This window comes from Rufibacter sp. LB8, from assembly GCF_014876185.1.
GTDB lineage: Bacteria > Bacteroidota > Bacteroidia > Cytophagales > Hymenobacteraceae > Nibribacter.
This window is the reverse complement of record NZ_JADALJ010000001.1, coordinates 2322843-2339323: the sequence shown is the minus strand read 5'-3', so window position 1 is coordinate 2339323 and position 16481 is coordinate 2322843. Positions and strand designations below refer to the sequence as shown.

The 16481-nt window shown below is 51.4% G+C and carries 9 protein-coding genes; 5 read left to right on the top strand and 4 right to left on the bottom strand.

The genetic code is table 11. The features are described from left to right. Positions 1 to 243: 243 nt before the first annotated feature. The 4 genes from IMY23_RS09900 (at position 244) to IMY23_RS09885 (ending at position 5971) form a co-directional block, all read left to right on the top strand. Positions 244 to 3516 (top strand): S41 family peptidase, encoded by a 3273-nt coding sequence (locus IMY23_RS09900; protein WP_192821927.1) that lies wholly within the window; start codon positions 244 to 246, stop codon positions 3514 to 3516. Positions 3517 to 3618: 102 nt separating this feature from the next. Beyond that, positions 3619 to 4098: a hypothetical protein gene (locus tag IMY23_RS09895; protein ID WP_192821926.1), complete on the top strand. Its 480-nt coding sequence runs from the start codon at positions 3619 to 3621 to the stop codon at positions 4096 to 4098. 188 nt (positions 4099 to 4286) lie between these two features. Next, positions 4287 to 4613: a hypothetical protein gene (locus IMY23_RS09890; RefSeq protein WP_192821925.1), complete on the top strand. Its 327-nt coding sequence runs from the start codon at positions 4287 to 4289 to the stop codon at positions 4611 to 4613. A gap of 134 nt (positions 4614 to 4747) precedes the next feature. Further along, positions 4748 to 5971 (top strand): RtcB family protein, encoded by a 1224-nt coding sequence (locus IMY23_RS09885; RefSeq protein ID WP_192821924.1) that lies wholly within the window; start codon positions 4748 to 4750, stop codon positions 5969 to 5971. Between the two features lie 330 nt (positions 5972 to 6301). Here the strand turns inward: IMY23_RS09885 and IMY23_RS09880 are convergent, their stop codons facing one another. Then, positions 6302 to 7417, bottom strand: coding sequence for a mechanosensitive ion channel family protein (locus IMY23_RS09880; protein ID WP_225986471.1), 1116 nt, complete (start codon positions 7415 to 7417; stop codon positions 6302 to 6304). Between the two features lie 212 nt (positions 7418 to 7629). Here IMY23_RS09880 and IMY23_RS09875 point away from each other — a divergent pair, with 212 nt between their 5' ends. Next, positions 7630 to 9804 carry a bifunctional alpha,alpha-trehalose-phosphate synthase (UDP-forming)/trehalose-phosphatase gene (locus IMY23_RS09875; RefSeq protein WP_192821923.1) on the top strand — a complete coding sequence of 725 codons (2175 nt, stop codon included), beginning with the start codon at positions 7630 to 7632 and terminating at the stop codon, positions 9802 to 9804. 296 nt (positions 9805 to 10100) lie between these two features. Here the strand turns inward: IMY23_RS09875 and IMY23_RS09870 are convergent, their stop codons facing one another. The 3 genes from IMY23_RS09870 to IMY23_RS09860 form a co-directional block, all read right to left on the bottom strand. Continuing rightward, entirely contained in the window at positions 10101 to 11882 is a 1782-nt protein-coding gene (locus IMY23_RS09870) for a glycoside hydrolase family 15 protein (protein WP_192821922.1), read from the bottom strand. Positions 11883 to 12166: 284 nt separating this feature from the next. Beyond that, complete coding sequence (locus IMY23_RS09865; protein WP_225986470.1) at positions 12167 to 13534, bottom strand: leucine-rich repeat-containing protein kinase family protein; 1368 nt, start codon at positions 13532 to 13534, stop codon at positions 12167 to 12169. Between the two features lie 316 nt (positions 13535 to 13850). Further along, positions 13851 to 16469 carry a hypothetical protein gene (locus IMY23_RS09860; RefSeq protein WP_192821921.1) on the bottom strand — a complete coding sequence of 873 codons (2619 nt, stop codon included), beginning with the start codon at positions 16467 to 16469 and terminating at the stop codon, positions 13851 to 13853. Positions 16470 to 16481 lie beyond the last annotated feature (12 nt).

Below are 16481 nucleotides of genomic sequence, written 5' to 3'. Positions count from 1 at the left end.
CCATTGGAAAAATGCCTCGGAATTCGCTTTTCTGCGTTGGCTACGGCAAAGGGCGTATGCGATACGCCCCTACACCCAGAATGGCGTGGAGAACAGGTCCAGCCCTGTCCCTATAGAATCAAATATACTTACCGACTTTCGTTTTCGGCTCCGTTTCCAGAAATGAGCCCGAAAACGCAAAGTTGCATTCCGCCGGGTTTTCGCTACATTTAATCTACCATTCTACCAAACAATAAACTACCCATGAAAAAGAGGTTCTTCGCCGCTTTGGCTCTCTGCTGCGCCAGCAGTCTAGGCGCCAGCGCGCAAACCCAAACACCGCTCTGGATGACCACGCCAGCCATTTCACCCGATGGCCAGACCATTGTCTTCAGCTACAAAGGCGATTTATATAGAGTACCCGCAGCTGGCGGAAATGCTACGCCGCTCACCATGCACGAGGGCTATGAATACATGCCGGTTTGGTCTCCGGACGGAAAACAGCTGGCCTACGCCTCAGACCGCCACGGTAACTTTGACGTGTTTGTGATGCCGGCGCAAGGTGGTGAAAGCAAGCGGTTGACCTTTAATTCCAGCGGAGATTTGCCGTCAGATTTTTCTGCGGATGGCAAGAGTGTGCTCTTTACGGCGGCCAGACTAGATGCGGCCAGTAATTCCATGTTCCCCTCGGGGGCGTTCCCGGAATTGTACAGCGTGCCGGTGAACGGCGGCAAAAACAGCATGGTCCTGACCACGCCCGCCGAAGCTGCCCGCTACAACTCCGCCGGTGACATGGTGGTGTACCAGGACCGCAAAGGACCCGAGAATGCGCTGCGCAAGCACCATGTCTCGTCCATCACGCGGGATATTTGGGCTTACAACGCCAAAACCAAGCAGCACACTAAACTCACTGACAACCCCGGCGAAGACCGTCAACCCCTGTTTTCGGCCAACGGCCAAGAGGTATATTACTTGAGCGAGCAGCCCAACGGCACGTTCAATGTGCGCAAAATGAACCTGCAAAACCCGAAACAGAGCACCGCGGTCACCAACTTCACCAAGCACCCGGTTCGGCATTTGAGCGGCGCGAAAGACGGTACGCTTTCCTTTACCTACAACGGCGAAATCTACACCCAGAAACCGGGCGCGCAGCCGCAGAAAGTAGCCATTCAGCTGTACTCAGACATAAGAGCGAACCAGGAAACCGTGTTGCCCATCTCAGGCGGCATGACCGAGATGGAAGTATCGCCGAACGGTAAAGAAGTAGTGTTCGTGAATCGCGGCGAGGTGTTCGTGTCCTCAGTGGAAGGTGGCATTACTAAGCGCATCACCAACACGCCGGAGCAGGAGCGGAGCGTGAGCTTCTCTCCGGACGGGCGCAAGATTCTGTACGCCGGTGAGCGCAACGGCAGCTGGAACGTGTATGAAACCAGCATCGCACGCAGCGCCGAACCTTATTTTTACGCATCCACTATTCTCAAGGAAGACGTGGTGATAGCCAACCCGAAGGTAGAGGAATTTCAACCGGCATATTCACCAGACGGGAAAGAGGTGGCGTTTCTGGAAGACCGAGTGAAGTTGCGGGTGGTGAACAAAGCCACCAAGCAGGTGCGTGACATTATGGTGAACGCCAACAACTATTCTTATTCAGACGGTGACCAGTACTATTCCTGGTCGCCGGACGGAAAATGGTTTTTGGTGGATTTCAACCAGCCCAAGCAATGGATCAGCGAGGTCGGCTTGGTATCTGCCAGCGGCAACGGGGCAATCAGAAACCTGACCCAGAGCGGCTACAATGAAGGCGACCCCAAGTGGATGATGGGCGGCAAAATGATCGCCTATTATTCTAACCGCGAAGGCCTGCGCGGCAACGGCAACAACTGGGGCACGGGTGATGTGTTCGCGCTGTTCACCACGCAAGACGGCTTTGACCGCTTTAAGCTGAGCAAGGAAGATTACAGCCTGATGGAGGAACTGGAGAAGCGTGAAGCCGAAGCCAGAGCGCAGGCCGAGAAAGCCGCACCCAAAGGCAAAAACAAGAAAAACGAAGTGGTAAAAGTAGCGCCCGCCGCCCTGGCTTTGGAACTGGACAACTTGGCTTACCGCAAGGCCCGCCTCACGGGCACGTCCTCAGACCTGGCAGATTTTGTGGTCACAGACAAAGGCGACCGTATGTTTTACCTGTCCCGGTTTGAGAAAGGCTATGACCTGTGGGTGACCAACCTACGCGACAATGACACCAAATTACTGGCCAAATTAGGTGCCCGCGGGGGCAAAATGGTCATGAGCAAAGACGGCAAAAACCTGTTCGTGCTCACCGAAGGCAAAATCCTGAAACTGGACACCGACAACGGCAAGCAGGAAACGCTGCGCGTGAACGGCGAGATGAATTTGAACGCCTCCGCCGAGCGCACCTACATGTATGACCACGTCATCAGAGAGCTGGAGCAGAAGTTTTACGTAACGGATCTGCACGGCGTAGACTGGAAAGCCAATACTGAGAATTACCGTCAGTTCTTGCCGCACATCGCTAATAATTACGATTTTGCAGATGTGCTGAGCGAGTTGCTGGGTGAACTGAACGCCTCGCACACCGGCGGCCGTTACAGTCCCCGCTCCACCAATCCAGATGCCACCGCTTCGCTTGGTTTGTTTTATGACGAAAACTACACCGGCAAAGGGTTAAAGGTGAAGGAAGTGGTGAACATGAGCCCGTTTGACCGCGCCAGTTCCAAAGTAAAGCCGGGCATTGTGATTGAAATGCTTGACGGCCAGCCGTTGGAAGAAAACACAGATTTGGACCAACTCCTCAACCGAAAGGCCGGCAAGTACACCTTGGTTTCTCTGTACAATGAAAGCACCAAACAGCGCTGGGAAGAAACCGTGAAACCCATCAACGGCGGCGAATTAAACGAACTACTGTACCAGCGCTGGGTAGAAAACCGGAGAAAAGAAGTTGACCGTTTATCGGGCGGCCGATTGGGTTATGTGCATATACGCGGCATGAACGACGCCAGCTACCGCACCGTGTACGAAGACGCCCTCGGCAAAAACGCCGGCAAAGAAGCCCTGATTGTGGACACCCGTTCCAACGGCGGCGGCAACCTGCATGATGACTTGATTAGCTTTTTGAACACAAAGCGCTACGCCGAGTTCATCCCCCGCAACCAGCACCTCTCAGACGAGCCCCGCAACAAATGGACGAAGCCGTCTATTGTGGTCATGAACGAGAGCAACTACTCAGACGCGCACATCTTCCCGGTACTCTACAAAGAATTGGGCATTGGCAAAACCGTGGGCATGCCCGTGGCCGGCACCGGTACCTTTGTGTGGTGGGAAACCCTGATTGACCCCACCATGGTCTTCGGGATTCCGCAGATTGGCTACCGTACGTTGGGCGGCGGAAAATTTCTGGAGAATACCCAACTGGAACCAGATTACCTGGTAGCCAATGAACCGGCCCTCGCCGCCCAAGGCCGCGACCAACAACTGGAGAAAGCCGTGGAGGTTTTGTTGCAGGAGCTGCCTAAGAAGTAGGTTTTATTTCGATGTAAAGACAAGAAGCCCTGCCAGATTTGGTGGGGCTTCTTTTGTTTTTTATGTAGGTTGCTGATAAAGCCACAAACAGCATTGATAAATATGAAATTTAAGCAAATGTCATTATTTAAAACCCTGCACTTAATTCTCTGCGTGGGTATTGCTTGTGTCTTTTCAAGCTGTTTAGTTTCTAATCACTTATTTATTCCTTTGGATGCAAAAAGCAAATCTGAAGATGTAATTAAAGGGAAAGGTTACACTTTAGAGTGTTACGCTCCTTATTATAGAAATGATTTTTTGGAGGTTAACATCCGGCAAGCAGATAAAGATACTTTAGATAGATTCAAGTTGTCAAATCTTACTATTTCTTGGAAGAAAAACGAGGATTCTGTAACGCTGCATCCAGAAAAAATAAAACAAACGTTACATTACAGTTACGATTTTACTGAACCCAATATCAAGAAAATCAAAAATTTAACTATCCGTGTGGAAGGATATTTAGTTAAGGGAAGAGATTCGGTAGTAATAAACCAAACTTATCATTTAAAGAAAGAGCGTGATTACTTCTTTACCATACATTAAAATAATTTTCGTTTTCGGCTCCGTTTCCAGAAATGAGCCCTAAAACAGACATCTTACTAAAAAGTTTTAACGCCGCCGCAAACCAAATCTCTGGAAGCCACCTGGTAGCAAAATTAAAATTTAGGTAAACCCTCGCCCGTGTTCTACGTTTTCATAGGATATTTCATTACCTAAACTGATATAAAACTATGGCAACTGCACAAGACTTAAAGAACGGCGCACAAGATTTGAAAAACGCCGCAGACAACTACAACCCAGAACACAGAGAAGGACCGGTAGCTAGAACCATTGAGGAATATACCGCCAAATTGCCGTCTGACCTGTTCTTATGGGCAGCTTTGGGCTCCATGGCCGTGTCGGCTACCTTGAAAATCATGAAGAAAGACGAGGAAGCCCTGTTTGTAGGTCAGTGGCCAGCGCCGTTCCTGCTGTTGGGCTTGTACAATAAAATTGTAAAAGTGAAAGGCCACGAAGGCGAAAAAACCGGTGGCTCACGCAACGGCGGCGGATTATAATCTGACCCAGCGTATTGAAAGGAGAGGGAGGCCAAACGGCTTCCCTTTTCTGTTTTTAGCCCCATTTCCAGAAATGAGCCCGAAAACGCACCGCAGTTTTTGCGTATAGCCCAGTCAGACCAAGTTTTGCAGCCATGGCCAGAATAGAGAACAACCTCACCATTTTCGGCGAAGAGATTATTGACCAAAGCGCCATTGACCAAATCAAGCGCTGCGTGGGCCCAGAAGATTTGGGCGTGCTCACTGCTGATGCCCATTACGGCTACAACCACCCCATTGGCGGCGCGGTGGCCTATAAAAACCAGGTGTCCTTGTCGGGTGTGGGGTTTGACATTGGTTGCGGAAACAAAGCGGTGCGCACCAACATTTTGGCCCAAGACGTGAAAATTGCCCGCGCCATGGATATGATTGTGAAGAACATCGGCTTCGGGGTGGGACGGCCCAATCCCAAAAAAGTGGACCATCCGGTCATCGACCACATTGCCAAAGCCGACTTTAAACCGCAGCGCGAACTTTGCAAACTGGCCGCCGAACAACTGGGCACCGTGGGCAGCGGCAATCATTTTATTGACTTGTTTGAGGACGAAAAAGGCTTTCTCTGGATTGGCGTGCACTTCGGTTCCCGGGGCTTCGGGCACCGCACCGCCTCCGGGTTCATCGCTCTTTCTCAAGGCGGCAGCTTCACCGACAAAGCCCGCGAAAGCGCCATGGATGGTTCGCCCATCTTGTTCGATATCAACTCCGGAATTGGCCAGGACTATATTGCCGCCATGGCCCTGGCCGGGGAATACGCCTACGCCGGCCGTGATATTGTGGTAGACACCGTGCTGGACATCTTAGGCGCACAGGCCACCGAATCCATTCACAACCACCATAATTTCGCGTGGTTTGAGCGCCACCAGGGCGAAGATTACTGGGTGGTGCGCAAAGGCTGCACGCCCGCCTTCCCTGGTCAGAAAGGCTTTATTGGCGCCAATATGTCTGATAACTCCGTGATTATTGAAGGCGTGGAAAGCGAATTGGCGGTACGCGGCTTGTACTCCACGGTGCACGGCGCGGGCCGCGTTTTGAGTAGAAGAGCTGCCGCCGGCAAAACCAAATGGATACGAGATGCCAAAGGCGTCAAACGAAAAACGGTTGTCAAACCTGGCCTGATTGATTTTGAAGCCGTGCAGCAGCGCATGAAAGAAAATCGCATTGAACTCCGCGGCGCCGGAGCCGATGAAGCCCCAGAGGCCTACAAGAAACTGGAAGACGTGCTCAAGTACCAGGGAAATACCATCAAGATTCTGCACACACTCAGACCGCTGGGCGTGGCCATGGCCGGGGAAGATGTGTATGACCCGTACAAGGAATAAATTGACCACCCCCGGCCCCTCCTAAAACAGGAGGGGAGCTTTTTGGCTTTTTGCGTTTTCGGGCTCTGTTTTGGAAATGGAGGCGAAACTGGGCAATGCGTGGTAGAGACCAGGCACTGCCTGGTCTCTACGGTTGAGGTCCCGGCAGACGCCTGCTCAAAAGACCTCGTAGTGCGCGCAGTGTCCATGCCAATTGCGTTTTAGGGCTCTATTTCAGAAATGGAGGCGAAACTAGAAATCGTTTGCAGGTGGTAGAGCCCAGGCACTGCCTTGTCTCTACCAAATTCACTTCTTTTGCTACTACGCATTCCAGATAGCTCCCCTCCTGTTTTAGGAGGGGCTGGGGGTGGTAAAACCTTCAAACGGCATCTTCCCACTACCAGCGCCTGGCACCGTGTTTCTAGTCACCGGCAGGCTTTCTGGGTAATGCTCGCGCACAAACGTTATCAATTTCTCCCGTACCCAGCAACGTAAGTCAAACGCGCTCGCAGAATCAGCGGCACTGACTAGAATCCTGATTTCCAGGGTGCGTTCCTTGGCCTCGGTGACCTGGAGCACGGCTACGCGGCCATCCCAGAGATGGTTTTCGGGCAAGATGCGGTTGAGTTCGGTGCGGAGTTCGTCCAGGGGCGCGGTGTAATCTAAATGTAAATAAACGGCGCCCAGCAGTTCGGCGGTGCTGCGGGTCCAGTTCTGGAAAGGTTTCTCAATGAAATAATTGAGCGGCAGAATGAGCCGGCGCTGGTCCCAGATGCGGAGCACCACATAAGTGAGCGTGATTTCCTCCACGCGGCCCCATTCGTTTTCCACCACCAGCACATCGTCAATCCTGATGGGTTGGGTGAACGCAATCTGAAAACCCGCCAGCAAGTTGGCCAGGGACCGTTGCGCGGCAAAACCCAGAATCACGCCCAAAATCCCCGCCGAGGTAATCAAGCCCGTGCCAATCTTGCGTACCGTGGGGAAACTCATCAAGATGAGCGAAGCCGTGAAAAAGACAATCAGGATAATGACGATTTTCTTGATGAACTGCAGCTGCGTGAAAAGCTTCCGCTCTTTGATGTTGTCAGATTTGTCTAACTGGTACTTCTGCCTGATTCTGTACTGCACCACATAGACCCAACCAATCAAAACCCAGGCAAAGGCGCAAGTGAGGGCAATCTCCACCATTCTCCGGAGCACCTCAAACGGACGGGGCGCCAGCGGCACCAGGGGCAAGACCAAAGACAAGGCCAGCAAGGGCAGAAAATATCCCAACGGTCTAGGCAGATACTTCAACACGCCTCCCAGCCACGACTTGGGCGACCGTGCGTGATATGCCGCCGCAAACCGGAACAACAGCCATTTCAGCAGAAAACCAAGCATCAATCCGCCGGCCACCAGGCCCAGGCCTTGCAGGAACTGCGGAAAATGATCTCTGACTACATGTGAAAGGTTTTGGAACATGGCACCCATTGGGGAAGCGTTGACAAGTTCATGCGTACCCCATTTGGCCAGGAAAGGTTATAAACGGAGCGCTTTCGCCGCCAAACCGCAGCACCTGGTTTTATAACCATTCAAGGGAAACTTAACCTAAGCGCCGCAAACAAAGTACACCTACTATACGCTTGCGGCGGCGGCAAGCCAGGCACCAGTGCCCCAGATTGACTAATTCAACTATGCCCAAAACCATTATTATCTCTAACCGGCTGCCCATCAAAGTACAGCAGCAGCCAGACGGCACCATCACCTATGAAACCAGCGAAGGCGGCCTGGCCACCGGCCTGGGCTCCATCTACAAAGAAGGCGACAACCTCTGGATAGGCTGGCCCGGCATGTACTTTGACGACGAGGCACAGCAACAGCAGGTCACCCAAGACCTGGCGGCGCAGAGCATGTTCCCGGTTTTTCTCACGGAAAGCGAAATCAGGGATTTCTATGAAGGCTTCAGCAATGAGACCCTGTGGCCTACGTTCCATTACTTCAGCCAATACGCGGTCTATGAAGATGCTTTCTGGGATGCCTACCAAAGTGTGAACCAGAAATTCTGCCAGGCCGTGCTCCAAAACGCTGAGCCTGAAGACACCATTTGGGTGCATGACTACCAGTTGCTGCTCTTGCCGGCCCTAATCAGGGAACAGATGCCGGGCAGCACCATCGGGTTTTTCCAACACATTCCGTTCCCGTCTTATGAAGTGTTCCGGTTGTTGCCCTGGCGCCAGCAATTGCTGCACGGCATGCTGGGCGCCGATTTAATCGGGTTCCATACCTATGATGACGCGCGCCACTTCCTGAGTTCGGTAAGTAGAATTATAGGTTTCAACACCGCCCAGGGCTTAATTGACAACGGCGACCGCAATATTATGGTAGACGCGTTCCCCATGGGCATTGACTATGACAAGTATGAACAACTGGCCACGCTGCCCCAAACCCAGGAGAAAATAGCCGAGTACCGTAAAGCCCTGCCTCAGCAGAAAATAATACTGGCCATTGACCGGCTGGACTATTCCAAAGGTATTCCGCAGCGGCTGCTGGCGTTTGAGTTGTTTCTGAAGGAGAACCCAGAATTCCACGGAAGTGTGACGCTCTCCATGGTGGTGGTGCCCTCCCGCGACCAGGTGGACCAGTACCGCCAGCTCAAGGAAACCATTGATGAATTGGTGGGCCGCATCAACAGCGCCTATCGCACCATCTCCTGGAACCCCATTCAGTATTTCTACCGGTCTTTCCCCATTGAAGAACTGTCGGCGCTCTACTGCATAGCTGATATTGCCATGGTCACGCCTATGCGCGACGGCATGAATCTGGTCTGCAAAGAATTCATAGCCAGTAAAATAGACCAGAAAGGCGTGCTGGTGCTCAGCGAAATGGCGGGCGCGTCCCGTGAGTTAGCCGATGCCCTCATGGTGAACCCCAATGACCTGGGGCAGATGGTGCGGTCACTCAAAGAGGCGCTCACCATGCCAGAAAAAGAGCAGATCACCAGAATGACGCATTTGCAAGATTTGGTGCGGCGCTACAACATTCACCACTGGGTCAAGATTTTCATGAACAGATTAGACTACATCAAAACCAAACAACAGGCCATGGCCACCAAAACGCTCTCCAGAGAAGAAAGCCAGCTGCTCCAGGAGCGTTTCAACCAAGCCCAGCAACGCCTTCTGTTCCTGGATTATGACGGCACGCTGAGTCCGTTCCACCGCGAGCCGCAGCAGGCTTTCCCAGACCAGGAACTGCTGGAAACCCTCACCTGTCTCACCCAGGAACCCAAAAACCAGGTAGTGATTGTGAGCGGCCGCGACCGCCACACGCTACAGAACTGGCTGGGCCATCTGCCCCTTGATATTATTGCCGAACACGGCGTCTGGTCCAGAATGCGCGGCCATGACTGGGAGATGCTGCAGAACCTGAGCGGCACCTGGAAAGAAGAGGTTCGGCCCATTCTGGAACTGCACGTGAGCCGCACGCCGGGCTCCTTCATTGAGGAAAAAGATTTCTCGCTGGTCTGGCATTACCGCAAAGTAGACCCCACCCTGGCCGAACTCCGGGCCCGCGAACTCAGCAATTACCTCCTGTTCATTGCCGCCAACATTAACCTACAAGTCATGGAGGGCGATAAAGTGGTGGAGATCAAGAACATTGAAGTAAACAAAGGCGTGGCCACCGCCCGCTGGCTAGAAACCAACCCTCAGGATTTCATTCTCTGCATTGGCGATGACCGCACCGACGAAGACATGTTCGGGGCCATGCCCGAAGAAGCCTTCACCATCAAAGTAGGCCATGAACGCTCCCGCGCCCGCTTCAACCTGGAGAATTCGCCGCAAGTCAGAAAGTTGCTGAAGTCTCTGTGTTAAGAAGCTCGTTTCAGGAGCAAGTGTTTAAATTTCGTTTTCGGGCTCATTTCCAGAAATGAGCCCGAAAACGGAAGCTGGTATTTATTGGGAATTCGTTGACCACCCCTAGCCCCTCCTAGGACAGGAGGGGAGTTTGGGAATGCGAGAGCAATACCTAGAGACAAGGCATTGCCTTGTCTCTACAGGTTTAAATTCCGTTTTCGGGCTCATTTCCATAAACGAGCCCGAAAACGGAAAACAGAAAAGCCCACCGTTACCAGTGGGCTTTTCTGTTTTAGAAAACGAAAGTCTAAATCCTACAAGAACGAAGGCCGGTCTAACCGTTTAGAGATTCTATAGGCGGCATTCAGCAAGCCCACGTGGCTGTAGGCCTGCGGGAAGTTACCCCATTGGCTTCCGTCTTTGGAGTCCACGTCTTCGCTGAGCAAGCCCAGGTGGTTAGTGTACTGCAGAATGCTCTCAAACTCTCTAATGGCGTCATCTACACGACCCACGCAGGCCAGGGCCTCAATGTACCAGAAGGCGCAGATCAGGAACGTGCTTTGCGGCACGCCAAAATCATCGGCGTGTTTGTAGCGGTAGAATAAGCCTTCGGGGGTTTTAAGCTCGCGCTCCATGGCTTCCAGGTGCAGTTTGGCGCGCTCAGAGGCGGGGTCCAGGTAATGCATCATGATGAGCTGGAGCGTGCTGGCGTCCATGTGGTTTTTGCCGATGGCCTGCGTGTACACGCCCTGCGCGGGGTCAAAGCATTCCTCAATCTTGACGGCTGCCTGTTGCATTAAGTCATTGGCCAAGGCACCCAATTGTTCATCGCCCATGTAGCGGGCGGCGCTGCGGGCGGCGGCGGCCCCGGCCCAATGGAACAGGTAGGTGTAGCAATGGTACTGCGCAAAATCCCGGAACTCCCACAGACCGGCATCGGGCTCGTTCATGGTGTCGCGAATCTTGTACAGCGTTTTGTAAATCAGTTTCTGCGATTCAATGCGCTCGGCGTCATTGAACCGGCGGTCAACATATAAGGGCAGCAGCGCGACCAGAATCTGGCCGTAGACATCGTTCTGAATGTGGGTGTATGCATCGTTGCCAATTCTAACCGGTTTGTTGCCCAGGTACCCGTCCAGTTCCAGCTCAATCTCGGTGAGTTTGCTTTGGCCACTAATGGAGTACAGCGGTTGGTAGCGGGGCGTGTCTTTGGCCGTAATGTTGGCGATGAAGTGGAAATACCGCTCCATCTCCTCAAAATGCCCAATGTTGTTGAACGCATTGAGAATGTAATAGGTGTCGCGCATCCAGCAGAAACGGTAATCCCAGTTACGCCCGCTGCCCGGGTGTTCCGGTAAACTGGTGGTAGGCGAGGCAATGATGGCGCCCGTGTCTTCGTACTGATGGATTTTGAGGGCCAAGGCGCTCCTGATGACTTGTTCCTGGAAGAAATTGCTGATGCTGGTGTTCTTGACCCAGTTGCGCCAGTAGCGGCGGGTCTGGCTGATGAACGACTCCACGGTGCTTTCAATGTTGGCTTCCAGCGGCGCGCCGTAGGTCAAGACAAAGTACAGGGTCTCGTTCAAGACAAAATATTGGTCCTCCAGAATATAGCTCAACGAGGCATTGGTAGTCAGGCGCACTTCTTCGTCAAGGCCTAAAAACGCGATGTGGTTGCTGCTGCGTCTCCTACCAAGCTCCAGCTGCCCGTATTTGCCCACCGGCCGGCACGTGGCCTTAATGCGCGGCGACCCGCTGATGGGCTCCACCTTTCTGATGAACATTAAAGGCTTGTAATAGCGCTGGTGCTGCTTGAAACGCGGCGCGAAATCAGTGACGCGGTAGGTGCCCTCCTGGCAGGTAATCTCCGTGACCAGAATGTTGGTATTTTCCTCGTAATACTGGTGCGAGGTGAAGTCCTCGGCGTCTGGTTTGAGGGAGAACTCGCCGCCTTTCTGGCGGTCCATTAAGGGGCCGAAGATAAAGCTGCTGTCAAAACGGGGCCAGCAGAGCCATTCAACGTTGGTGTCTTTGTGAATCAGGGCCAGGTAGGCGCAGTTGCCAATCAAGCCCAGGTCATAGGTGTGCTTCGCCATACGGTTAGGGTCTGGCGCCGGGGGTACCTGCCGGCGCTGGATTTACATGTACCGTTTTAGACGGACTGAGGTTTCCTGATTTTTAAGACAGCGCCGCGCAGGAGGTTCCGTTTTTGGCCTCAATTCTGAAAATGAAGCCGAAAACGGAGTTGGTAAATTGCCCGCATGTCTTTGAACCGGCAGAGAATCTTGCGCTGGCGCGAATGGTGCGCAAAGCGTCAGGAGTTATTGACAGATGATGCCAATTTCCCTGGCCACCCACGCTGTATCAGTCTCTTAGATTTTCAATTTTGCGCTAATTTCTGAACCCTATTTACCACGGAATCAAACGTAGGCCGCTGGTGAACTTCTGGTTGCAGGCAATCTTGCATCAACGCCTGCAACTGCTGCCAAGCCAAGGTTTCTGCTGGCGCTGATGAACCGTGATTTAATACATCTTCCAGCAGACAGCCAAACGCCCGCACTTCCAGTTTCTCCAGCGCCGCGGCGTAGGTTTCTGCTGTGCCATACACGGTGGCTGCGCCGAAATCACTTAGCAACGGGTGTGCCGATTCATTGATCAAGGTGTTGTGGGCGTACAAATCGCCGTGCAGAAGGCCACGTTGGTGCAAATGTGCGGCCACAGAGGCAATGCCAGTGACTATCTGGATAATTTCCTTCAAACTGAAGGACGTTGCAGCCGGAAACGTATCACGCGTGCAGGTTTCAAAGGTGGGCGGGTTTCCCAAAATTTTGTAACCAGCCGGAATCAACGCCAGCACCAAGCCTTGTTTCTGCGCTGGATGCCCTGTGATTTTGCCCAGCACTTGCACCAGATTTGAATGCTGTCCGGCGGCCACGCTCGCCTCCATTTCGTCTTGCGGCAACCCGTCGCTGGTTACGGCGCCTTTGAACACTTTCACGGCCACTTGCTCCGGCGCTTGCCCGTTTCTGCGCCAGGTGGCCAAAGAAATCAACCCCGAGGCGCCTTCGCCCAGAACAGAACGTACTTCCAACTCTGCCCACGGAATTTCCTGTAACTGCGGTTGGGTTAGCCGCTTCGCCTGGCAAGGATTTCCTGAGAAGGCCAACCAGGAAAGACGCGGCAACCTGAACAGCCATTCGGGTAATTCTGTCAAATTATTGGCGGAGATCCGTAGCAATTCCAGGTTTTGCAGCGCGGCCATTTCCGGCGGTAGTTCTGTCAATCTATTGCCCGCCAACATCAGTTTCTGCATGTTGGTGCAAAGGCTAATAGAAGTCGGCAATTGGGTAATCTGGTTGTCGGTGAGAATAAGCCAGCGCGTGGTTTTGGGAATAGCATTTTCTGGAACCGTTTGCAGCCGACACGCCTTGAACCCGATCATCTCCAACTTTGGGCATTGCGCCAACACCGCCGGAAACTCAGTAAAGGGATTCTCTGAGAAGAACGCGATTTTCAGGTGCTGCAGCTGCGCGAATTCCTCTGGCAAATGGGTGAGTTGGTTGCCAGACAAATCCAGAATTTCCAGAGTGTCTGCTAAGTCCAGAATCTCCAGCGGGAACTGGGTGAGACCGCCCGAAAGTTTGAGGCTTTTAGTGCCTTTGAGTTCGCCGGAAGTGAGTTGCGGAAGCGTGTGCATGGGCTTGGGTTGAACCGCAAAGGTAATGCGTTTGGCCGTTTTTGGCTTCATTTCTGAAAACGAGCCCGAAAACGGAAATGTAGCGTTGTGGCACTGACACGACGTGGTTCTACGTAGCAATGCCGGTACACTTATCCATAAATCTGTCTTCGCAGCTTCCCCTTGAAGTTGGGCTTATTGCGGCAGAGACATTCCCGTTGCATGGAGACACGTCGTTACGATGTAATGATGCTGCATTTTGATAAGGATAAACTCTGTTGTAGGCTCAGATTCTAAAAATGAGGTTAAAACTGGTGAAGGAACTGATATGAGTTATTACACATGATAAGGCATACCACCATCCTTTCGTTATAAGAAACACACTGCCTCAAAAAGTATAATTCAGGCCTCCCACCACGTACCTCCTGAAAAGGGAATTAGAGAAAACACTGGTAGAGAATTCTGTTGAGTAAACCTGTGTGAACGCGGGTCTATTCAATAGATTTTTGGCAAGCACGAAATACTCTATCTTCTTAGTGAAGTGATGGAATGAAAAATCAAGAAAAACCTGGTTTATGTCAAGTGTTGCGTTGCCAGGGAGCAATAATTCCTTCCCTACCTTGCAATATGTCTTGCTGGAGAGTTTCAAGATAGATTCCAAGCGGCCAGTAAGGTTGGTAGTGGTGATAGGGGTAGTGTTTTCCTGTTCGCCAATGATATGCGTTATGCCCCATGAGCTCTTGTAATTGAATTTGCCAGAGAATGCACTGTTCAGTTCTACGGTGGAAGTATGCACCTGTAGCCAGGTTCTCTGGGCAGAGGTGCCGTTGAGGGCGTTGTAGAATTGGTTGATATTGGTATTGGCCATAAGATTCACCTTGTGGCTGATAGCATCTATCAAGTAGCCTGCTGAGGCTGAGAGGTTCAGGTCTTTTCTGGTGAGTGGGGTTTGGAAGTAGGTTATCAGACTGAGGCCTTCCGTGATGGTTTGCTGGGCAAGCCACGTATTACGGGTTTCTTGGTAACTGGCAAATAAGGTGAAGTTGCGCTGCTCAAAAAGGTTGAAGTGTGAATAGCTTGCTGAGGAAATCCAAGTATCCTCCAAGTCTAGGGAGGGTATGTTGTTTAGAACGGTACGGGAATCCAGTAACAACGGGGTGGCGATTAAGTAGCGGTTTTCTACAGGTTTGCTCTCTTTCCCGGCCTTTAAGGTTATGCTGTTGCTTTCATTGATTTTGTATCTAAGCTTTACCTCACTGTTTATGTAAAAGTCGTTTTGCTGTAATCTATCTGGTTCCTGTGCGGTGGCTGCTGCACGTTTGGCGTAGCTCAGAGTGATGAGTCCAGAGAGAATAACAGTAGGTTTTGGATTAAAGCCCACCCTTGTGTGCAGGGCAGTGATGCTATTTCTAAGTTGGAACTTGTGTAAGGGGGACGCGGCGGCCATCACTATGTTTTCTTGGTCTAGTGCTTGTGTCAATTTCAATTGGGTGTCCACCTTATTTATTTTCACTAGGTAGGCAGCCTCCAAAGTTCGATTGCTTCTTTCACTGGTTAGATTTTGCAAATTGACTTCTTTTCCTTCCACAAGAATTGGCTGGGGGCTGTCTAGCAGGAAGGTTCTGTTAGTCTGGTCTAAAGCGTTGTATGCCGTGAACTCTAGCAATTGGGTAGGAGACAATTTGTTGGAATAACTGATGTGTTGGTGGTAATACCTTTTTCTTCCTGTAAGCGCAGTGTTAAATAATTGGGCGTTGTTCTGTAGATTGTTTTGGTAATAGGTATCTGCTTGATACGCGTACCTGTTGTTGATCTCCAGAGAAGAAGAAACAGATGGTTTGTAACTGAGTTTGGAAGTCAAGGCAGCGTACGTAGGCAGTGCCCGGTTTGAAGTCTGGTTGGAGATTTCCACAGAATTTTCTCCTAGCAGAAAAGAGGAGCGGGAATCATACTCAAACGTACTGACATCACTGAACAGCGAGAACTGATTTGTAAGTGTCACCTTTTTATGGGGTTTGTACAATAGACTCAATGCCCCAAACTTGAGTCTGTTGGCGTAGCTTCTGGCCATGGCGGGTGCTTGCGCCACGCTGCCCTCACGTAATAGGTCAACGCCGTAATTCTCCATTTCCAGGGAGTTCTCTGAGCGGTAAGTTTCTTTTAGGTAAGGCGTTTGGTTAAGTGAAATGTTATTGGCGTGCGCCACCCCCAAGGCCTTTACCTTTTCTGATAACAGGATGCTGTTTACATTAGCCAAGTAATTGCCAACTCCAGCCCCCGCTGAGGCATCACCAGAAACCTTAGCCACATTTCTTTTGAGTTTGAGGTTAAGAACTACTTTCTCAGATTTCTGCAGCCCTTTTTTCAGAGTGTTTTCTTGATAGTCTTCAATGGCCTCCACTTGGTCCACAATGTCTGCTGAAATACTGCGGGTTCCCACTGAATAACTTTTGCCAAATAGGTCATCGCCGTCCAGGAGAATAGTTTCAATTGATTTTCCCTTATATTTTATAAGTCCCGTTTGGTCATTAACTTCCATGCCGGGCATTTTCTTGAGCACGTCAGCAAGTTTTCGATCCTCGGAGCTTTTGAATTTATCTACCGTGTAGGTGACGGTATCTTCTGTGACCGCTATGTTCTGACGTTCCCCCAGCACCACCACCTCCTTCATCAGTTGCGGATTTTCTTCCACCACAAAATCAAGGGTATAGAACTCTTTACTGGGTACTAAGTGTAATTTCTTTGCCTGCGGATAATAAGCAAGCCCTTGCACTCTTATAAGCAATGTTAGGGTATCTTTAGCTTTAAGGAGAAGGTCATATTTGCCTTGGAGGTTGGGCACCACATAATCCACCACTTCTTGCGTGGTGTACTTTTCTACCAAGATATAGCAAGAAGTGGCGGGTTTGCCACTTTGGGTGGTAACAGTGCCAGTTATGCGTTGAGAATATGTGGTGAGTTGCGTGAAAAAGAAGAAAATGCCAAGAGAAATAAGACGGAAAAACATAGCCTAGTATCT